The organism is Mycobacterium sp. IS-1496, from assembly GCF_001499995.1.
GTDB lineage: Bacteria > Actinomycetota > Actinomycetes > Mycobacteriales > Mycobacteriaceae > Mycobacterium.
Genome location: NZ_LQIU01000001.1, coordinates 14,723 through 34,110 on the forward strand (window position 1 = coordinate 14,723; position 19,388 = coordinate 34,110).

The 19,388-nt window shown below is 70.6% G+C and carries 20 protein-coding genes; 15 read left to right on the top strand and 5 right to left on the bottom strand.

The annotated features are described in order from the left end of the window. The first annotated feature begins 105 nt into the window (after positions 1–105). The 3 genes from glgP to AU195_RS00075 all read left to right on the top strand — a co-directional run bounded on the left by glgP (position 106) and on the right by AU195_RS00075 (position 4,320). The gene (glgP, locus tag AU195_RS00065; RefSeq protein WP_059157026.1) at positions 106–2,688 is read left to right on the top strand and encodes an alpha-glucan family phosphorylase; all 2,583 of its coding nucleotides are present in this window, start codon (positions 106–108) and stop codon (positions 2,686–2,688) included. Beyond that, on the top strand, positions 2,685–3,527 hold the full coding sequence (locus tag AU195_RS00070; RefSeq protein ID WP_059157027.1) for a virginiamycin B lyase family protein: 843 nt from the start codon (positions 2,685–2,687) through the stop codon (positions 3,525–3,527). Before glgP ends, AU195_RS00070 begins: the two co-directional genes overlap by 4 nt. An 85-nt stretch (positions 3,528–3,612) precedes the next feature. Next, positions 3,613–4,320: an MspA family porin gene (locus AU195_RS00075; protein ID WP_059157028.1), complete on the top strand. Its 708-nt coding sequence runs from the start codon at positions 3,613–3,615 to the stop codon at positions 4,318–4,320. 14 nt (positions 4,321–4,334) lie between these two features. On the opposite strand, the gene AU195_RS00080 is transcribed toward AU195_RS00075, so the two are convergent. The 3 genes from AU195_RS00080 to AU195_RS00090 are packed head-to-tail and all read right to left on the bottom strand — an operon-like array spanning position 4,335 to position 9,154. Next, positions 4,335–5,780 carry a neutral zinc metallopeptidase gene (locus tag AU195_RS00080; RefSeq protein ID WP_059157029.1) on the bottom strand — a complete coding sequence of 482 codons (1,446 nt, stop codon included), beginning with the start codon at positions 5,778–5,780 and terminating at the stop codon, positions 4,335–4,337. A 42-nt stretch (positions 5,781–5,822) separates the two neighbouring features. After that, positions 5,823–7,817, bottom strand: a complete 1,995-nt coding sequence (locus tag AU195_RS00085) for an ATP-dependent DNA helicase (RefSeq protein ID WP_059157030.1) — start codon at positions 7,815–7,817, stop codon at positions 5,823–5,825. Between the two features lie 2 nt (positions 7,818–7,819). Next, on the bottom strand, positions 7,820–9,154 hold the full coding sequence (locus AU195_RS00090; RefSeq protein WP_286149088.1) for a nicotinate phosphoribosyltransferase: 1,335 nt from the start codon (positions 9,152–9,154) through the stop codon (positions 7,820–7,822). 23 nt (positions 9,155–9,177) lie between these two features. Here AU195_RS00090 and clpS point away from each other — a divergent pair, with 23 nt between their 5' ends. The 12 genes from clpS to AU195_RS00150 all read left to right on the top strand — a co-directional run bounded on the left by clpS (position 9,178) and on the right by AU195_RS00150 (position 18,633). Beyond that, positions 9,178–9,489: an ATP-dependent Clp protease adapter ClpS gene (gene clpS / locus AU195_RS00095; protein ID WP_059157032.1), complete on the top strand. Its 312-nt coding sequence runs from the start codon at positions 9,178–9,180 to the stop codon at positions 9,487–9,489. 13 nt (positions 9,490–9,502) lie between these two features. Further along, a complete protein-coding gene (aosR, locus tag AU195_RS00100) occupies positions 9,503–10,090 on the top strand; it encodes an oxidative stress transcriptional regulator AosR (protein WP_059157033.1) in 588 nt (195 codons plus the stop codon). After that, positions 10,087–11,109: a P1 family peptidase gene (locus tag AU195_RS00105; RefSeq protein ID WP_059157034.1), complete on the top strand. Its 1,023-nt coding sequence runs from the start codon at positions 10,087–10,089 to the stop codon at positions 11,107–11,109. The genes aosR and AU195_RS00105 overlap by 4 nt, the downstream gene beginning before the upstream one ends. Before the next feature lie 28 nt (positions 11,110–11,137). Continuing rightward, positions 11,138–11,551, top strand: a complete 414-nt coding sequence (locus tag AU195_RS00110; RefSeq protein ID WP_059157035.1) for a M67 family metallopeptidase — start codon at positions 11,138–11,140, stop codon at positions 11,549–11,551. Between the two features lie 15 nt (positions 11,552–11,566). Then, positions 11,567–11,848 carry a MoaD/ThiS family protein gene (locus AU195_RS00115; RefSeq protein ID WP_059157036.1) on the top strand — a complete coding sequence of 94 codons (282 nt, stop codon included), beginning with the start codon at positions 11,567–11,569 and terminating at the stop codon, positions 11,846–11,848. A gap of 2 nt (positions 11,849–11,850) precedes the next feature. Further along, positions 11,851–12,822: a cysteine synthase gene (locus AU195_RS00120; protein WP_059157332.1), complete on the top strand. Its 972-nt coding sequence runs from the start codon at positions 11,851–11,853 to the stop codon at positions 12,820–12,822. A 22-nt stretch (positions 12,823–12,844) separates the two neighbouring features. Next, complete coding sequence (locus AU195_RS00125; protein ID WP_286149068.1) at positions 12,845–13,525, top strand: rhomboid family intramembrane serine protease; 681 nt, start codon at positions 12,845–12,847, stop codon at positions 13,523–13,525. Between the two features lie 20 nt (positions 13,526–13,545). Then, positions 13,546–14,364 (top strand): glutamate racemase, encoded by an 819-nt coding sequence (gene murI, locus AU195_RS00130; protein ID WP_172800441.1) that lies wholly within the window; start codon positions 13,546–13,548, stop codon positions 14,362–14,364. Between the two features lie 75 nt (positions 14,365–14,439). Then, a complete protein-coding gene (locus AU195_RS00135; protein ID WP_059157039.1) occupies positions 14,440–15,213 on the top strand; it encodes a cyclic nucleotide-degrading phosphodiesterase in 774 nt (257 codons plus the stop codon). A gap of 41 nt (positions 15,214–15,254) precedes the next feature. After that, complete coding sequence (gene rph, locus AU195_RS00140) at positions 15,255–16,037, top strand: ribonuclease PH (protein WP_059157040.1); 783 nt, start codon at positions 15,255–15,257, stop codon at positions 16,035–16,037. Further along, positions 16,034–16,651: an RdgB/HAM1 family non-canonical purine NTP pyrophosphatase gene (gene rdgB / locus AU195_RS00145; protein WP_172800442.1), complete on the top strand. Its 618-nt coding sequence runs from the start codon at positions 16,034–16,036 to the stop codon at positions 16,649–16,651. The genes rph and rdgB overlap by 4 nt, the downstream gene beginning before the upstream one ends. Before the next feature lie 44 nt (positions 16,652–16,695). After that, positions 16,696–18,633, top strand: coding sequence for an MFS transporter (locus AU195_RS00150; RefSeq protein ID WP_286149069.1), 1,938 nt, complete (start codon positions 16,696–16,698; stop codon positions 18,631–18,633). Here the strand turns inward: AU195_RS00150 and AU195_RS00155 are convergent. Then, positions 18,611–18,970, bottom strand: coding sequence for a DUF3817 domain-containing protein (locus tag AU195_RS00155; protein ID WP_059157041.1), 360 nt, complete (start codon positions 18,968–18,970; stop codon positions 18,611–18,613). The genes AU195_RS00150 and AU195_RS00155 overlap by 23 nt on opposite strands. Beyond that, the gene (locus AU195_RS00160) at positions 18,967–19,347 is read right to left on the bottom strand and encodes a hypothetical protein (protein WP_059157042.1); all 381 of its coding nucleotides are present in this window, start codon (positions 19,345–19,347) and stop codon (positions 18,967–18,969) included. Before AU195_RS00160 ends, AU195_RS00155 begins: the two co-directional genes overlap by 4 nt. Positions 19,348–19,388 lie beyond the last annotated feature (41 nt).

Sequence of the window (19,388 nt, forward strand, 5' to 3'; positions counted from 1 at the left end):
CCTCTCCGCGCCCTATACCCACCGTAGTGCGGGGCCCAACCCGAAGCAGGCCAAGGAATCGGCGAGACGCTGCGGGGCTCGGAGAAGTCAGTAAGGTAAAGCCACGTGAAAGCCCTGCGCAGGTTCACCGTCCGAGCCCACCTTCCCGACCGGCTTGCCGCGCTCGAGCGGCTTTCCATCAACCTCCGCTGGTCATGGGACAAACCCACCCAGGATCTGTTCGCCGACATCGACCAGAAACTGTGGCAGCAGATCGGCTGTGACCCGGTCGCGCTGCTCGGCGGTGTGAAGCCGGGCCGGCTCGACGAACTCGCCCGCGACGAGTCGTTCGTCCGCCGTCTCGACGGGCTGGCCGCCGATCTCGACGACTACCTGAGCCGGCCGCTGTGGTACCAGCAGCAGCTCGAGCAGGGTGAGGTGCTGCCCAACGGCATCGCGTACTTCTCGATGGAGTTCGGCGTGGCCGAGGTGCTGCCGAACTACTCCGGCGGGCTCGGCATCCTCGCCGGTGACCACCTCAAGTCCGCATCCGACCTCGGGCTGCCACTGATCGCGGTCGGGTTGTACTACCGCTCCGGGTACTTCCGGCAGTCGTTGACCGCCGACGGCTGGCAGCACGAGAACTATCCGTCGCTGGATCCGCAGGGGCTGCCGCTGCGGCTGCTGACCGACGCCGACGACAACCAGGTCCTCGTCGAACTGGCGCTGCCCGACGACGCGACGCTGCGCGCACGGGTCTGGGTGGCCCAGGTCGGGCGGATCCCGTTGCTGCTCCTCGACTCCGACATCCCCGAGAACGACCACGACCTGCGCGGTGTCACCGACCGCCTCTACGGCGGCGACCAGGAGCACCGGATCAAGCAGGAGATGCTCGCCGGGATCGGCGGCGTGCGGGCGATCCGCGCGTTCACCGAGGTGGAGGGATTGCCCTCACCCGAGGTGTTCCACATGAACGAAGGCCACGCCGGCTTCCTCGGCGTGGAGCGCATCCGCGAATTGATCGACGCCGGACTGGATTTCGACACCGCGCTGACCGTCGTGCGGTCCTCGACGGTGTTCACCACCCACACCCCCGTGCCCGCGGGCATCGACCGGTTCCCAGTGGAGATGATCAAACGGTACTTCGGCGGCACCCATCTGCTGCCGGGGGTTCCGCTGGACCGGATCGTCGGGTTCGGCGCCGAGGACGATCCGACGAAGTTCAACATGGCCCACATGGGTCTGCGGCTGGCCCAGCGCGCCAACGGCGTCTCGCTGCTGCACGGGCGGGTCAGCCGGGAGATGTTCAACGAACTCTGGCCGGGGTTCGACCCGAACGAGGTGCCGATCGGCTCGATCACCAATGGGGTGCACGCGCCGACGTGGGCGGCGCCGCAGTGGCTCGAACTGGGTCGCGAACTGCTCGGCACCCAGGATCTGGGGCTGCTGCGGGAGACCGACACGTGGGAGCGGCTGCAGGAGGTGGACCCTGGTCATCTGTGGTGGATCCGCTCGCAGCTGCGCCGGGCGCTGGTCGAGGACGTCCGCGCGCGCCTCCGCCGGTCGTGGCAGGAGCGCGGTGCCGCCGAAGCCGAGTTGGGTTGGATCGCAACGGCATTCGATCCCGACGTCCTGACCATCGGCTTCGCGCGCCGGGTGCCCACCTACAAGCGCTTGACGCTGATGCTGCGCGATCCGGCCCGGCTGGAGAAGCTGCTGCTCGACAAGGAACGGCCGGTGCAGCTGATCGTGGCGGGTAAGTCGCACCCCGCCGACGACGGCGGCAAGGCCCTGATCCAGCAGGTGGTGCGGTTCACCGACCGCCATGAGGTCCGCCACCGCATCGCGTTCCTGCCGGACTACGACATGTCGATGGCGCGCCAGCTGTACTACGGCTGCGACGTCTGGCTGAACAATCCGCTGCGGCCGCTGGAGGCGTGCGGCACCTCCGGGATGAAGAGCGCGCTCAACGGCGGACTGAACCTGTCGATCCGCGACGGGTGGTGGGACGAGTGGTTCGACGGCGAGAACGGCTGGGAGATCCCGACCGCCGACGGTCTGGCCGACGAGACGCGGCGCGACGACCTGGAGGCCGCCGCGCTCTACGACCTGATCGAACAGTCGGTGGCCCCGAAGTTCTACGAGCGCGACGAACACGGCATCCCGATCCGCTGGGTCGAGATGGTCCGCCACACCCTCAAGGTGCTCGGCCCGAAGGTGCTGGCCTCCAGGATGGTCCGCGACTACACCGAGAAGTACTACGCGCCCGCTGCGCAGTCGCTGCGGCGGACCGTCGAGGACGCCGACGGGGTGACGTTCGGCGCGGCGAGCGCGCTGGCCGACTACCGGCGCCGGGTTCAGGCGGCGTGGCCGAAGGTCGAGGTCACCGACGTGGACAGCTCGGGGCTGCCCGACACCCCGTTGATCAACTCCGCGTTGACCCTGACCGCGACGGTGGCGCTGGCCGGGCTGCGCCCCGACGAGGTGTCCGTACAGGCGGTGCTGGGGCGCGTCGATGCGAGCGACACGTTGCTCGATCCGGTGACGGTGCCGATGGAGCACACCGGCACCGCCGACGACGGCCGGGAGATCTACTCCACGACGACACCACTGCCGGTGGCCGGGCCGGTGGGCTACACCGTGCGGGTGCTGCCGCACCATCGGCTGCTGGCCGCGGACAACGAACTCGGCCTGGTCGCGCTGGCGTGAGCCTGGTCCGCGAGATCGGGGGCGGCCCCTACGCGCTGGCGCCCGGACCCGACGGGGCGATGTGGGTGACGCTCGTGCACGACGGCGCGATCGCCCGGGTGGGCGCCGACGGGGCGGTCGACCGCTTTCCGGTGGCCGCCGGGGCCCGCCCGTCACTGATCACCGCCGGACCCGACGGGGCGCTGTGGTTCACCCGCAACGGCGACGACCGGATCGGGCGCATCACCACCGAAGGGGAGCTCACCGACTTCCCCCTCGCCGAGGGCAGCGCGCCGTTCGGCATCTGCGTCGGCGCCGACGGGGCACTGTGGTTCACCGAGATGGGGTCGGGCGGTATCGGCCGGATCACCGTCGACGGCGAGGTGAGCGGGTGGGCGTCGGTCGGCGGCACCCCGTCGATGATCACCCGCGGTCCGGACGACGCGGTGTGGTTCACCCTCAACCAGGGCAACGCGATCGGCAGGCTGGATCCCGGCGACGGCGTGACGATGCGCGAGCTGCCGACGCGCAACGCGGGTCCGGTGGGCATCACCGCCACCCACGACGACGCGATCTGGTTCACCGAGATCCTCGCGGACAAACTGGGCCGGATCCCCCTCGAGGGGGCGCTGCAGGAGATCGACCTGCCCGGGAAACCGCATGCGGTGGTCGCCGATCCGGCCGGCGGCGTGTGGGTCAGCCTGTGGGGTGCCGACCGGCTGGCGCGGGTCGGCGCCGACGGTGACGTCGAGACCTTCGACCTGCCACCCGGCAGTGAACCGCACGGTCTGGCGTTCGGCCCCGACGGTGCACTGTGGGTCGCGCTGGAGTCCGGTTTCGTCCTCCGCATGCCTGACTGACCCGTGTGCCGGGAGGCCCGTCGAACCGCCACGGTCGCCCATGTACCTTCCGTTAGAGGGTCTAGTCATCTGGAGGGCTACAACGATGTGGCAACGGGGCTTCACGGCGTTGGCGATCTGCGGTCTGCTCGCGGCCGCACATCCGGGGCAGGCGTGGGCGCAGCCCGCTGCCGAACCGGTGGCCTCCGACGCGGCGCCGCCCCCGCCCGAAGGCGCGGTGCCCTCGACGCCTCCCGCGCACACCGAGACCCCCGACGGGTGGACGCTGACCGTGTCGGCGAAAGACGAGACGCAGGCGATCATCCCGCCGCTGACGACCGCGCTGTCGTCGCGTGAGTACGTCGTGGGCGGCACCTTCTCCGGTGACCTCGCCGGCCCGGACGCCGATGAGCCGCCGACCGGAATCCTCGAGGTGGGCTACGAGATCGGTTGCGGCATCGACATGAGCACGTCCAACGGGGTCTCGCTCACCGGCACCGCCGGCCTGAACCCGTCGCTCGGTGTGATCGGGACCGATGTCATCTCACCCATACCCGACGGCATCCTGCCGGGCATCGGCGGCAACATCGGCGGCGGCGTCACCGTGGGTCTCAAACCCGGCATCATCAACGTCGTCCCGGTGACGGAGAAGGAATTCACCGGGGCCGCGCCGTGGGTGATGGTGAGCAACTTCCGCATCAAGATCGACGGCTGTGTCGGTCAGTCGTTCATCCGGTCCTACGCCATCCTGACCCGCGAGACCGACATGTCCGAGGCGGTGCTGGCCTGGTACGGCACCACCAAGGTCGTCTGACGGCGAGCTGAGCCCTACGGAAAGCGATTCAGGCACCGCTGCTCGTCGCCGAGCACCCCGACCCGGAACGCGTCGATCCGGGCGAACCCGGACGGCACCGACTCGCCGTTGACGTCGCTGGCCGCCAGGCCGTTGCTCAGGATCCCCGACACCGCCTCGTCGAGGTCGCCCGCCGTCAGCGCGACCGTGCTGCCGTCGGGGGTGGTGACGTCGCTGGACAGCTTCGTGGTCGCCACCCCCGTCAGGCACGCGGTGCGCAGCGCCGCCTCGGCGGTGTCGAGCACCAGCCCCCGCTCGTGCTGCACTGCCTGCAGGTATCGCGACATCAGCACCGAGTACGCCGTGTTGTCGCCGTTGGCCAGCCCGTGGGTGTCGACGTCCAGTTGCGGGGCGCCCATCGTCTGCAGTTCCGGGAGGTCGACGACGAGCCGGTTCGTGGCCGGGCAGTAGGACACCGGCGGGCTCGGGCGCGCGTCCGGGCACGTCTCGGCGGCCTCGGCGGCGAAGTCGAGCGCAGGCGGGCGGGCGGGTTCGAGGGTGATGGTCAGCGCATCGACGATCGCACGCACGGATTCGGCGGTCACCGGCAGTTCGCCGGTCTGGTCCTCGGCCAGCAACACCGGCAGATCCCCACGGCGCTGGCCGATCTCACGCAGGTCGATGGCCGCGCACGACGAAGGCCCGTCGGTGAACCCGAACTGGAAGGCCGACACGCGTTCGAACGCCGAACCGTGTTCGTCGAGCGCGGCGAAGAGGTCACCTTCAGTGAACAAGGGGTCGCGGAACGCGATGACGGCCGACAACACGCTGTTGAGGCCGTCACCGGTGCTCAGGGTGAAGCGCGGCGACGACCCCTCGGCCACCCAGCGCATGTAGGCCCCGGCGAAGCAGTCGGCCTGCTGTTCGGGCACGAGCACCGGGGTGTCGGGTCCGTTGAGTTCTGCCTGACGCACGATCGGGTGCCCGTACTCGTGGGCGAGCACCATCGACACACCCATGTCCCCGTTCGCGGCCCGCAACGTCGGCAGGAGCTCACCGCGATCCCACCCGATCGTGTTCTCCTCGAGACAGAATCCGGCGTTGACGAGGTCGACGGTGTCGATGCCGCAGAACAGTCCGTCGAACTGCGCGGAGTCCCACGACACCAGCGTCTCGATCGGGGTGAACCGGTCGCCGCCGAACGTCTCCGGATAGGCCTGCGTCCAGAACTCCTCGACGTCGCTGACCGCCGCGGCGGCCAGCGCGTCGATGTCACCGCCGTCGGAGCCGGCGACCTCACGGGTGGGGGCCTCGGCGTCGGGGCGCAGTCCCGTCGGCCCGTCGGTGGCCACCATGCCGGCCACCCGGAATGGGCTGTCGAACACCGACACCGGACGGCCCTGCAGGGTGGTCGAGCAGCCGGCCGCCACCATGACGGCCACCGCGGTGACCCCGGCACCGAACACCCGCCGTCGGCTCATGCTGGCGCCTTTCCGTGTCACGTCGTGTGAAGGATAGTGACGTCAGCCGCCTGCCCGGAGCCGTTCGAGCGCGGCGCGCACCCGGGCCGCGTCGGTGGTGGCCCAGAACGGGGGCAGCGAGGCGCGCAGGAAGCCGCTGTAGCGGGCGGTGGCCATGCGCGAGTCCAGCACCGCGACCACCCCCCGGTCGTCGGTCCGCCGGAGCAACCGGCCCGCCCCCTGGGCCAGCAGCAGCGCGGCGTGCGAGGCGGCGACGGCCATGAAACCGTTGCCGCCGTGGGCGGTCACGGCCCGTTGTCTGGCGGTCAACAACGGGTCGTCGGGCCGCGGGAACGGAATCCGGTCGATCAGCACCAGGGACAGCGACGGCCCCGGCACGTCGACGCCCTGCCACAGCGACAGCGTGCCGAACAGCGAGGTCTGCGGGTCGGCGGCGAACCGTTCCACCAGTGCCGAGGTGGTGTCCTCGCCCTGACACAACACGGGCGTGTCGAGCCGGTCCCGCATCACCTCCGCGGCGGCCTTGGCCGCGCGCATCGAGGAGAACAGCCCCAGCGTGCGGCCGCCCGCGGCGGTGATCAGCGTCTCGATCTCCTCGAGCTGTTCGGCCGAACCCGTCCCGTCACGGCCGGGCGGCGGCAGATGGGCGGCGACGTAGAGGATCCCGGCCTTGGCGTGTTGGAACGGCGAGCCGACGTCGAGCCCGTGCCATGTCGTGTCGGCCAGCCCCCACGCCCGGGCCATGGCCTCGAAGTTGCCGCCCACGGTCAACGTCGCCGACGTCAACACCGTGGTCGCGTGCTCGAAGAGGCGGGTGCGCAGCAGTCCGGCCACCGACAGCGGGGCGACCCGCAGGATCGCGCTGACCGAACCCGGGCCGCCCTCGTGGTCCAGCCACACCACGTCCACGCGGTCGGGGATGGCCGGAACGAAGGAGTCCAGGATCCGGTTGGCGGTGTCGCTGACGTCGGTCAACGCGGTCACCGCCTCGGTACGTGCGGCGGCGGCCCTCGGATCACTCGGTGCGGTGTCGATCGCCGACCGCGCCCGGTCGGCCGCGTCGCGCAGCGCGGTGAGATAGGTGGCCAGCTCGTCGTCGAGCCGGTCGATGCGCCCGGGCGTGCCGTCGTGGATGGCCGACGACACGGTGGCGACGGCCGCCTCCAACCGGTCCGCGAGTTCCCCCTCCACCAACCGCGCCACCCGGCGGTGGGCGATGCCCAGCGAGGTGGCCGACAGCTCAGCGGTCGCCACCGACGTGACCCGGTCGGCCAGTTCGTGCGCCTCGTCGATCACCACCGCGCTGTGTTCGGGCAGCACCGCGGCATCGGACATCGCGTCGATCGCCAGCAGCGCGTGGTTGGTCACCACCACGTCCACGTCGGCCGCCTTGCCGCGGGCCTTCTCGGCGAAGCAGTCCGTGCCGTACGGGCAGCGGGTGACGCCGATGCACTCCCGGGCCGACACGCTCACCTGACGCCACGACCGGTCCGGGACGCCGGGCCGCAGTTCGTCGCGGTCGCCGGTCTCGGTGTCCGAGGACCATTTCGTCAGCCGCTGCACATCACGCCCGAGCGCGGTGGCCGCCACCGCGTCGAACAGCTCCTTCTGGGGGCGGTCGTCCGGGGCGTCTCCGGTGCCCGCGGTGCCGTTGTGGATCTTGTTGAGACACAGGTAATTCCCGCGTCCCTTGAGCAGCGCGAACTGCGGGCGGCGCGGCAGCGCCCCAGTGAGCGCGTCGGCCAGGCGGGGCAGGTCGCGGTCGACGAGTTGGCGCTGCAGGGCGATCGTGGCGGTCGAGACCACGACCGGTTCGTCGGCGGCGATCGCGTGGGCGATCGCGGGCACGAGGTAGGCCAGCGACTTACCGGTGCCGGTGCCGGCCTGCACGGCCAGATGCCGGCCGGTGTCGAACGCCTGCGCCACGGCCCTGGCCATCTCGACCTGACCGGACCGTTCGGCGCCGCCCACCGCCGCGACGGCCGCGGCCAGCAGGTCGGTGACGCGCTCGCAGGGATCCTCGTCGCCCGTGGCCACTCCTAGGGCCGTTCGCCGCCGCGGGCGGAGGCGATCATGCGGGTGGGGACGGCCGGTTCGCCGCGGGAAAGTTTGAGCCCGTCCCACGGCAGGCTGTGCAGCCCTGCGGTGACCCGCTCGCGCGCCGCGGCCAGGCCGAGCTCGCCGACCGGTTCGCCGGCACTGACCAGGGGCACCGTCAACGGGCGCAGTTCGTGGTCGCCGAAGCCGGTGGGCGGTGCGCCGTACGGGTGCACGATCTCCTCGAGGATCGTGCCGGACGGTTTCACCAGGCGGGCCGCCTGTTTGCGTCCGCCGTGGGATTCCTTGTGGCTGCTGCGTTTCTCGACCGGGAGGCCGTCGACCTCGACGAGTTTGTAGACCATGCCCGCCGTCGGTGCGCCGGAGCCGGTGACCAGTGAGGTGCCGACACCATAGATGTCGACCGGTTCCGCGCGCAGCGCGGCGATCGCGAACTCGTCGAGGTCGCCGGAGACCACGATGCGGGTCCCCGACGCGCCGAGGCCGTCGAGTTGGCCGCGCACCTGCCGGGCCAGCACCCCGAGGTCACCGGAGTCGATGCGCACCGCACCCAGGTGTGGACCGGCCACCGCGACGGCGTTGGCGACGCCGGCGGTGATGTCGTAGGTGTCGACCAGCAGTGTGGTGCCCGCCCCGAGGGCCTCGACCTGAGCCCGGAACGCGGCCACCTCGTCAGGGCCGTCGGGGGTGGTGTGCAGCAGTGTGAAGGCGTGGGCGCTGGTCCCCATCGCCGGTACCCCGTAGCGGCGTTGCGCCTCGAGGTTCGAGCTGCCGGCGAATCCGGCCAGATAGGCGGCCCGGGCGGCGGCCACCGCCGCCTGCTCGTGGGTGCGCCGCGACCCCATCTCGATGAGCGGCCTGCCCTGGGCGGCGCCGGCCATCCGGGCGGCGGCCGAGGCGATCGCGCTGTCGTGGTTGAAGATCGACAGCGCCAGCGTCTCGAGCAGCACACATTCCGCGAACGTGCCGTGCACCGACAGCACCGGCGAGCCCGGGAAGTACAGTTCGCCCTCGGGGTAACCGTCGACGTCGCCGCCGAAGCGGTAGCCGGCGAGGTAGCCCAGGGTCTCGTCGTCGAGGAAGTCGGCGACGGCCGCCAGTGCCGCGTCGTCGAAGGTGAACTGCCGCAACGCCTCGACGAACCGCGCGGTCCCCGCCACCACGCCGTATCGGCGGCCGTCGGGCAGTCGGCGGGCGAAGATCTCGAACGTCGCGCGCCGGTGCGCGGTCCCGTCCCGCAGCGCGGCTGCCAGCATCGTCAGCTCGTATTTGTCGGTCAGCAGCGCGGCTGTCACAGCTGCCACCGTAACCCGTATGGCCGCCCCGGTATCCTGACGGCATGGTCACACCGGCGAAAGCCCCGGGAACCCGCGAGCAGCGCGACGTGGCCACGGTGCCGGAGCAGGACGAGGCCACCGAGGCGCCCTGGGTGACCATCGTCTGGGACGATCCGGTGAACCTGATGACCTACGTGACCTACGTCCTGCAGAAGCTGTTCGGCTACAGCGAACCGCATGCCACCAAGCTGATGCTGCAGGTGCACAACGAGGGCAAGGCCGTCGTGTCGGCGGGCAGCCGCGAGTCCATGGAGGTCGATGTGTCCAAGCTGCACGCAGCGGGTCTCTGGGCGACCATGCAGCAGGACCGCTGACGGGGACGCTGGAGTGCGCAAATGGAAGCGGGTGCAGACGGCCGACGGTGCGAGGTTCCGGTCCGCGCTCCAACCGCATGAGGCGGCGCTGCTGCACAGCCTGGTCAGCTCGGTGAAGGGCATGCTCGACGAGCGTGAATCATCCTCTCCGGCAGACGAACTCGAGGAGATCACCGGGATGCGCACCGGGCACACGGCGCCCCCGCCGGATGCCACCATGAGGCGGCTGCTGCCGGACTTCTTCCGTGCGGCCACCGATCATCCGGCCGGGTCCGGCACCGCGGAGAGTCTCAACAGTGCGCTGCGCAGCCTGCACGAACCGGAGATCCTGGCCGCCAAACGTGATGCGGCACAACGCCTGCTGGACACCATGCCGGCCGGCGGCGGGCGGTTCGAGCTCACCGAGGACGATGCGCACGCCTGGGCCGCCGCGGTCAACGACGTCCGGCTGGCGCTGGGGACGATGCTCGACATCGACGCCATCGGTGGCGACGAACTGCCCGCGGACCACCCGATGGCCGGACACGTGGACGTGTACCAGTGGTTGACGGTGCTGCAGGAGTACCTCGTGCTCAGCCTGGTCGGGAAACCGCTGCAATGAGCGGATCGATCACCGACGTCGCGGGCATCCGCGTCGGCCACCACGACCGGTTGGACGCCGACGCCGCGCTGGGCAGCGGGTGGGCCAGCGGCACCACCGTCGTGCTCACCCCGCCCGGCACCGTCGGGGCGGTCGACGGGCGGGGCGGTGCGCCGGGCACCAGGGAGACCGATCTCCTCGATCCGAGCAATTCGGTACGCCATGCCGACGCCGTCGTGCTGACCGGCGGGAGCGCCTACGGGCTGGCCGCCGCCGACGGGGTGATGGCGTGGCTCGAGGAGCAGGGCCGCGGCGTCGCACTAGACGGCGGTGTGGTGCCGATCGTGCCGGCCGCGGTGATCTTCGACCTGCCGGTCGGCGGCTGGGCGTGCCGGCCGACCGCGGAGTTCGGCTACGCCGCCGCCGCGAGCGCCGGTGTCGACGTCGCGGTGGGGACCGTCGGCGCCGGGGTCGGGGCGCGGGCCGGCGTCCTCAAGGGCGGCGTGGGGACGGCTTCGGTCGTCCTGGACAACGGGGTGACGGTCGGTGCGATCGTCGTCGTCAACTCCGCGGGCGAGGCCTTCGACACCGCGACCGGACTGCCGTGGATGGCGGAGTACCGGCGTGAGTTCGGGCTCGTCGACCCGCCGGCCGACCAGATCGCGGCCTATGCGGGCCGCCATCAGGAGCTCAGCCCGCTCAACACCACGATCGCCGTGGTCGCGACCGACGCCGCGGTCAGCCCGGCGGGCTGCCGCCGTGTGGCCGTCGCCGCGCACGACGGGTTGGCCCGCACGCTGCGGCCGTGTCACACGCCGCTCGACGGGGATACGGTGTTCGCACTGGCCACCGGTGCGGTCGAGGTGCCGCCGGACCCCACCACACCGGCGTCGATGTCGCCCGAGGTGCCGTTGATGACCGCGATCGGCGAGGCCGCGGCGGACTGTCTGGCCCGCGCCGTGATGGTCGGCGTGCTGGCCGCCGAGGGGGCCGCCGGAATACCCACGTACCGGGACCTGTTGCCCGGAGCGTTCGGGTGAGACGTCTGCGAAGCGATAGGGGAGTGCAGTGCTGGTGATCCGCGCCGATCTGGTCGACGCCATGGTCGCGCACGCCCGTGCGGACCATCCGGACGAGGCGTGCGGCATCATCGCCGGCCGGGAAGGGTCCGACCGGCCCGAACGCTTCATCGCGATGGTCAACGCCGAACGGTCGCCGACGTTCTACCGGTTCGACTCGATGGAGCAGCTGCGGGTCCACCGAGCGATGTCGCAGGCCGGCGAGGAGCCGGTCGTGGTTTACCACTCGCACACCGGCACCGAGCCGTACCCCAGCCGCACCGACATCGACCTCGCGTCCGAACCGGACGCCCACTACGTCCTCATCGGCACCCGCGACCCGGACGTCCACGAACTGCGCAGCTACCGCATCGTCGACGGTGTGGTCACCGAAGAACCTGTCACCGTCGTCGAACAGTACTGAGAAAAGGAAGAGCCAATGTCTGTCACCGTCGAGATCCCGACCATCCTGCGCACCCACACCGGGGGCGAGAAGCGGGTCAGCGCGTCCGGCGCCACGCTCGCCGACATCATCAGCGACCTCGAGACGAACTACTCCGGCATCTCGGAGCGGCTCGTCGACCCGGACAAGCCGGGCAAGCTGCACCGGTTCGTCAACATCTACGTCAACGACGAGGATGTCCGCTTCTCCGGCGGTATGGACACCGCGATCTCCGACGGGGATTCGGTGACGATCCTGCCCGCCGTGGCAGGTGGATGACGTTGGCGCGTTACGACTCGGTGCTCGAGGCCCTCGGCAACACGCCGCTGGTGGGCTGCCCGCGCCTGTCGCCCCGCTGGGATGACGACGAGCACGGACCGCACGTGCGGCTGTGGGCCAAACTCGAGGACCGCAACCCGACCGGCTCGATCAAGGACCGGCCCGCGCTGCGGATGATCGAGCAGGCCGAGCGTGACGGGTTGCTGCACCCCGGTTCGACGATCCTGGAACCCACCAGCGGCAACACCGGAATCTCGCTGGCGATGGCCGCCTTGCTCAAGGGCTACCAGATGATCTGCGTGATGCCCGAGAACACCTCGATCGAACGCAGGCAACTGCTGGAGTTGTACGGCGCGCGCATCATCTACTCCCCGGCCGAGGGCGGCTCCAACACCGCGGTGGCCCACGCCAAGGAGCTGGCGGCGGCCAACCCCGAATGGGTGATGCTCTACCAGTACGGCAACCCCGCCAACTCCGACGCGCACTACTACGGCACCGGCCCCGAACTGCTCGCCGACCTGCCCGAGATCACCCATTTCGTGGCGGGGCTCGGCACCACCGGGACGCTGATGGGCACCGGCCGGTTCCTGCGCGAGAAGGTGCCGGGCGTGCAGATCGTGGCCGCCGAGCCGCGCTACGGCGAGGGCGTCTACGCGCTGCGCAACATCGACGAGGGTTTCATCCCCGAGCTGTACGACCCCGACGTGCTGACGACCCGATTCTCCGTCGGATCGTTCGACGCCATCAAACGGACCCGCGAACTGGTCACCAAGGAAGGCATCTTCGCCGGTGTCTCCACCGGGGCGATCCTGCACGCCGCCCTCGGTATGGCGGCCAAGGCGATCAAGGCGGGCGAGCGCGCCGACATCGCGTTCACCGTGTGCGACGCCGGGTGGAAGTACCTGTCGACCGGTGCGTACGGCGGTAGCCTCGACGACGCAGAGGACGCGTTGGAAGGGCAACTATGGGCATGAGCCCGCGCACGCGAGGAGCATGATGACCCGAGGCTTTCCCGCCAACCCCCCTGCGCCGCAGCAGAAGCGGCCGGCGTGGGTGGTCGGCGGGGTGACGATCGTCAGCTTCGTCGTCCTGCTCTACGTGATCGAGCTGTTCGACTCGCTCAGCGGGCACCGTCTCGACGAGAACGGCATCCGTCCGCTGGAGACCGACGGTCTGTGGGGCATCGTGTTCTCGCCGCTGCTGCACGCCGACTGGCAGCACCTCCTCGCCAACACCGGCCCGGCGCTGGTGCTCGGGTTCCTGATGACACTGGCCGGGTTGTCCCGGTTCATCTACGCGACCGCGATCGTGTGGATACTCGGGGGCCTCGGCACCTGGCTGATCGGCAATCTCGGGACGCACTGCCCCTATGTCGGCGTGCGCTGCGAGGTCAACCACATCGGCGCGTCCGGCCTCATCTTCGGCTGGCTCGCGTTCCTCATCGTGTTCGGGTTCTTTACGCGCAAGGCCTGGGAGATCGTCGTCGGCGTCATCGTGCTGTTCGTCTACGGCGGCATCCTGCTCGGTGTGCTGCCCGGCACCCCCGGGGTCTCCTGGCAGGGCCATCTGTGCGGCGCGGTCGCCGGTGTCGTGGCCGCCTACGTCCTGTCCAGTCCGGAACGCAAGGCCCGCGAGCTGCGCGGGTCGCGGACCGCGCCGCCGTACCTGCCGTCGTGACCACTCCGGCGGGCGATCGGCTGGGCCCGGTCGGGATCTTCGATTCCGGCGTTGGGGGGCTCACGGTCGCGCGGGCGATCATCGACCAGTTGCCCGACGAGGACATCATCTACGTCGGTGACACCGGCAACGGACCGTACGGTCCGCTGACCATCCCTCAGATCCGCGCGCACGCGCTGGCGATCGGCGACGACCTCGTCGAGCGCGGGGTCAAGGCGCTGGTCATCGCCTGCAACTCGGCGTCGTCGGCCTGCCTGCGCGATGCCCGCGAGCGCTACGCGCCGGTGCCGGTCGTCGAAGTGATCCTGCCCGCGGTGCGCCGGGCGGTGGCCACCACGCGAAGCGGCCGCATCGGGGTGATCGGCACGTCGGCGACCATCGCCTCCGGCGCCTACCAGGACGCGTTCGCCGCCGCCCGCGACATCGAGGTCGTCGGGGTCGCCTGCCCCCGGTTCGTCGACTTCGTCGAACGCGGCGTGACCAGCGGACGCCAGGTCCTCGGGCTGGCCGAGGCCTACCTCGAACCACTGCAGCGGGCCGACGTCGACACGCTGGTGCTCGGGTGCACGCACTACCCGATGCTCTCCGGTCTGATCCAGCTCGCGATGGGCGATCACGTCACGCTGGTGTCGAGCGCGGAGGAGACGGCCAAGGACCTGTTGCGGGTGCTGACCGAACTGGACCTGCTGCGCCCGCATCCCGCCGATCCCGCCGCCACCCCGGCCACCCGGGTGTTCGAATCCACCGGGGACCCAGAGGCTTTCACCGCACTGGCGGCCCGCTTCCTGGGCCCGAGTCTGGACGGGGTGCGGCCGGTACAGCGCCGCGTCGAGGCGTAGCGCCTGCCGGGCCTGCGGCCGGTGGTGACAAACCGGCCATGTTTTCGTCAACAGAGTTCTGGGCATGGCAAGCTAGTGGGCGTGCGAATCACCGTACTCGGTTGCTCCGGCAGTGTGGTCGGGCCTGATTCGCCGGCGTCCGGATACCTTCTGACCGCACCTGACACCCCGCCGCTGGTGCTGGATTTCGGCGGCGGCGTGCTGGGCGCGCTGCAGCGGCATGCCGACCCCAACGCGGTGTCGGTGCTGTTGAGTCATCTGCACGCCGACCATTGTCTGGACCTGCCCGGGCTGTTCGTGTGGCGCCGCTACCACCCGTCGCCGGCGCCCGACCGTGGGGTGCTCTACGGTCCGGCGAACACCTGGGCCCGGCTGGGCGCCGCATCCTCACCGGAGGGCGGGGAGATCGACGACATCTCCGACATCTTCGAGGTGCGGAACTGGTCGGACAACTCCGCCGTGCAGATCGGCGCGCTGTCGGTGTTGCCGCGTCTGGTGTGTCACCCCACCGAGTCCTACGGGATGCGCTTCACCGATCCGTCCGGTGCGACGTTCGTCTACAGCGGTGACACCGGCTTCTGCGATCCGCTCATCGAACTCGCCCGGGGCGCCGACATGTTCCTGTGCGAGGCGTCGTGGACGCATTCGCCGGACCGTCCGCCCGGACTGCACCTGTCGGGTACCGAGGCCGGCCGGGCGGCCGCGCTCGCCGGGGTCGGGGAACTGCTGCTGACCCACATCCCGCCGTGGACCTCGCGCGAGGACGTGATCAGCGAGGCGAAGGCGGAGTTCGACGGTCCCGTGCACGCGGTGGTGTGCAACGAGTCTTTCGACGTCATGAAGCACTGACTCCCGGCCGCCCCGTCGGGGTGAGCGGTTAGGGTTGGGCCGTGTCCAGACGAGAAGACGGTCGGCTCGACGACGAGTTGCGTCCGGTGCGGATCACCCGCGGTTTCACCTCCCATCCCGCCGGTTCGGTGCTGGTCGAGTTCGGCGAGACCCGCGTGATGTGCACGGCCAGCGTCACCGAGGGAGTGCCGCGCTGGCGTAAGGGAACGGGGCAGGGCTGGCTCACCGCCGAGTACGCGATGCTGCCCGCCGCCACACACGACCGCTCCGACCGGGAGTCGGTCAAGGGCCGGGTCGGCGGCCGCACCCAGGAGATCAGCCGGCTGATCGGCCGGTCGCTGCGCGCCTGCATCGACTTGAATGCGTTGGGGGAGAACACGATAGCGATCGACTGCGACGTCCTGCAGGCCGACGGCGGCACTCGCACCGCGGCGATCACCGGGGCCTATGTGGCGCTGGCCGACGCGGTCACCTACCTCGCCGCGGCCGACAAACTCTCCGACCCCCGGCCGTTGTCGTGTGCTATCGCGGCGGTCAGTGTGGGCGTCGTGGACGGCCGGGTGCGGGTGGACCTGCCCTACACGGAGGATTCACGCGCCGAGGTCGATATGAACGTCGTCGCCACCGACACCGGCACGCTGGTCGAGATCCAGGGCACCGGTGAGGGGGCGACGTTCCCGCGTTCGACGCTGGACAAGCTGCTCGACCTCGCGCTGGCGTCGTGCGAGCAGTTGTTCGTCGTCCAGCAGGAGGCGCTCGCGGCCCCGTACCCCGGTGTGCTGCCCGAGCCGAAGACGCCGCCGAAGAAAGCGTTCGGAAGCTGACGACCGAACTGCTGGTCGCCAGCCGTAACCGTAAGAAGCTGGCCGAACTGCGCAGGGTGCTCGACACCGCCGGGGTGTCCGGGCTGACCCTGCTCTCACTCGACGACGTCGCACCCTTCGACGAGGCACCCGAGACCGCGGCGACGTTCGAGGAGAACGCGCTGGCCAAGGCGCGCGACGCGTTCCGCGCCACCGGCGTCGCCGCCGTCGCCGACGATTCCGGACTCGAGGTGGACGCGCTCAACGGGATGCCCGGGGTGCTCTCGGCGCGCTGGGCGGGGTTGACCGGGGAGACCGACCACAAAGACGCGGCCAACACCGCGCTGCTGCTCGCCCAACTGCGCGACGTCCCCGACGATCGGCGGGGCGCGGGGTTCGTCTCGGCGTGCGCGCTGGTGGACGGCACGCAGGAGGTCGTGGTGCGCGGCGTGTGGCGCGGGGCGATCATTCGGGAGCCGCGCGGGGAGGGTGGATTCGGCTATGACCCGGTGTTCCTGCCCGAGCACTCCGATCGCACGGCCGCGGAGTTGACGCCGGCCGAGAAGGACGCCGCCAGCCACCGCGGGCGCGCGCTCGCGCAGCTGGTTCCGGCGCTGCGGGCGCTCGGCGACTGACGTCACGTCGTCGCAAGTTTTAGATAGACAGCCTAATGGGTAGCATGCCCGTCGTGGCTCGGCGAGGTGTGCAGACGACAGAGGCGGCAGCGGCGGTGGCCGCGCGGGTGCGCCCGAACGTGCTCATCGCCGTTCTCGCGGCGGCCGGCATCAGCGTGTCGTTGATGCAGACGCTGATCATCCCGCTGATCCCGGAACTGCCCGCCCTGTTGGGGACCGGCCCGGACAACGCGTCGTGGGCCATCACCGCGACACTGCTCACCGCGGCGGTCGCGACACCGCTGTTCGGTCGGCTCGGCGACATCTACGGCCCCAAACCCGTGCTGATGGCGTGTGCGGCGCTGCTCACGGCCGGTTCGGTGATCGCCGCGCTCAGCACCGCACTCATCCCGGTGATCGTCGGCCGAGGTCTGCAGGGATTCGGGATGCCGATCATCCCGCTGGGGATCAGCGTGCTGCGCGCGGCCGTACCCGCAGACCGGGTCGGGTCGGCGATGGGCATCATGAGTGCCTCACTCGGGGTGGGCGGTGCGCTGGGCCTGCCACTGTCGGCGGTGATCGCACAGAACTTCAACTGGCATGTGTTGTTCTGGTTCGCCGCCGGACTCGGCGCGGCGGCCCTGGTCTGCTTCGCCGTCCTGGTCCCGCCGGTGGGGTCGCGTACCTCGGAACGCGTGGACCTCCTCGGTGCCCTGGGCCTGGCAGGCGGGCTGACCACGCTGCTGCTGGCGATCTCCAAGGGTCAGACCTGGGGTTGGACCAGCACGACGACGTTGAGCCTGTTCGCCGCCTCACCTGTCATCTTCGCGGTGTTCGCGTGGTGGCAGCTGCGGGCGTCCGCGCCGATCGTCGACCTGCGCACCACGGTCCGGCGGCCGGTGCTCACCACGAACCTGGCGTCGGTCGGCGTGGGGTTCGGCCTGTTCGCGCTGTCACTCGTCGCACCGCAGGTGCTGGAACTGCCCACGCAGACCGGGTACGGGCTCGGTCAGTCGATGTTGCACGCGGGTCTGTGGATGGCGCCGGGCGGGCTGGCGATGATGGTGTCGGCGCCGATCGCCGCCCGGATCGCGGCGGTGACCGGACCCCGGCTCACGCTCGTCGTCGGGTGCGCGATCATCTCGGTGTCCTACCTGATCGGCCTGCGACTCCTGGACAGCCCCGTCGAGGTGCTGATCCTCAACGTCGCGGTCAGTGTCGGCGTCGGGTTCGCGTTCGCCTCGCTGCCTGCGCTGATCAACGCGGCCGTTCCGGTGACGGAGACCGCCGCGGCCAACGGCATCAACGCGCTGGCCCGGTCACTGGGCACCTCCGTGTCCAGCGCGGTGATGGGCGCGGTGCTCGCCGGGATGACCACGTCGTTCGCCGGGCGGGTTCTGCCGTCCCTGGAGGGCTTCCACACCGCCCTGATCATCGCCGCCTGCGCGGCGGGCGTCGCGGGCCTGATCGCGCTGGCCATTCCGAAGCCGGCCCCGGTGGCAGAGGCGGCGTCCTCCGCACCGGAGCCACCGGTGCGCGATCTCGAGGCGGTGCTGACGCGGCTGGGCCGGCACTCCGCGCTGGGCACCTACGACGGGGGCATGCCGATGCAGTTCCTCGGGCGGCGGACCTACGTCCTGCTGGCCCACCTCGAGCAGGCCGGGCCCGCATCGGTCGAGGAGATCGCCGACGCGCTGGGTGTCGACACCGCGACGGTGGGCAGCGAGGCGTTCGTCATGCTGCGCGACGGCCTCGTCGAGCCGGTGGCGCGGGACAGCGCACCCGCCTGGTCGGGGCGCACGCCGCGCTTCGCGTTGACCGCGGGCGGCCGGAATCGGTTGCGGCGGCAGCGGTCTCACAAACTGGCCGGGCTGCGCCGCGCGGTCGACGGGTGGGACCACGCCGACGTCGAGGCGCTGGTCGGCTATGTGACGCGGCTGACCGACGACATCGACGAGGTGCGCCGAGGCGTCCCGCCTGTCACAGGCCGAAGCGCGCCTTGAGGTTCTTCGTCTGGTAGTGCTCGACGACGATGCCGAGCAGCGGGATCGTGCCGGCGAGCAGTACGCCGATGGTTTTGCCGATCGGCCAGCGGACCTTGACCGCGAGGTTGGCGGTGAACAACAGGTACGCGAAGTACACCCAGCCGTGGATGGGGGCGACCAGCCACAGGAACGGCCAGTCCACCTTGACGATGTACTTGAGCACCATCTCGGCGCACAGGACGATCAACCAGATGCCTGTCGCCCAGGCCAGGATGCGGTAGTTGCGGACCGCCTTGGCGATGGTCTCGATCGACACCCCGGCGGGCGCGGTGTCCGGCGTCTGCGGTGCGGTCATGGTGTGGTTCTGCCTTCGTTGTCGGCTTCGGCGAGGTGTGCGAGGTAAGCGTTGTACTCACGCAGTGCGGGGTCGTCGTCGGACGAGGGAGGCGGGGTCGCCGCGGAGCGTTCGGGCAGCAGATCGGCGGGGATCTCGGTGACCGCGCCGCTCGGATGCGGTGCGGGCGGGGCTTCTTCGTAGCGGACGAACTTGAAGTACGCGTAGAAGCAGAAGCCGGCGAACATCGGCCACTGCAGGGCGTAGCCGAGGTTCTGCCACGAACCGGAGGTCGACTCCCAGCGGGTCCACTGCCACCACGCCAGCGCCAGGCAGCCGGCGGCGGCCGCCACGACCAGCAGGATCAGCGCCGGTCTCCTACGCCGTGTAGTGGACACGGCTCCACGGTACCGCGAGGTTCTCGGGGCCGACGAACTGA

Bases quoted from the DNA above. Each gene is read 5' to 3' on its own strand.
- AU195_RS00075 (WP_059157028.1), top strand. From the start codon at position 3,613: ATGTGGCAACGGGGCTTCACGGCGTTGGCGATCTGCGGTCTGCTCGCG.
- AU195_RS00080 (WP_059157029.1), bottom strand. From the start codon at position 5,780: ATGAGCCGACGGCGGGTGTTCGGTGCCGGGGTCACCGCGGTGGCCGTC.
- clpS (WP_059157032.1), top strand. From the start codon at position 9,178: ATGGTCACACCGGCGAAAGCCCCGGGAACCCGCGAGCAGCGCGACGTG.
- AU195_RS00105 (WP_059157034.1), top strand. From the start codon at position 10,087: ATGAGCGGATCGATCACCGACGTCGCGGGCATCCGCGTCGGCCACCAC.
- AU195_RS00115 (WP_059157036.1), top strand. From the start codon at position 11,567: ATGTCTGTCACCGTCGAGATCCCGACCATCCTGCGCACCCACACCGGG.
- AU195_RS00125 (WP_286149068.1), top strand. From the start codon at position 12,845: ATGACCCGAGGCTTTCCCGCCAACCCCCCTGCGCCGCAGCAGAAGCGG.
- AU195_RS00150 (WP_286149069.1), top strand. From the start codon at position 16,696: ATGCCCGTCGTGGCTCGGCGAGGTGTGCAGACGACAGAGGCGGCAGCG.
- AU195_RS00155 (WP_059157041.1), bottom strand. From the start codon at position 18,970: ATGACCGCACCGCAGACGCCGGACACCGCGCCCGCCGGGGTGTCGATC.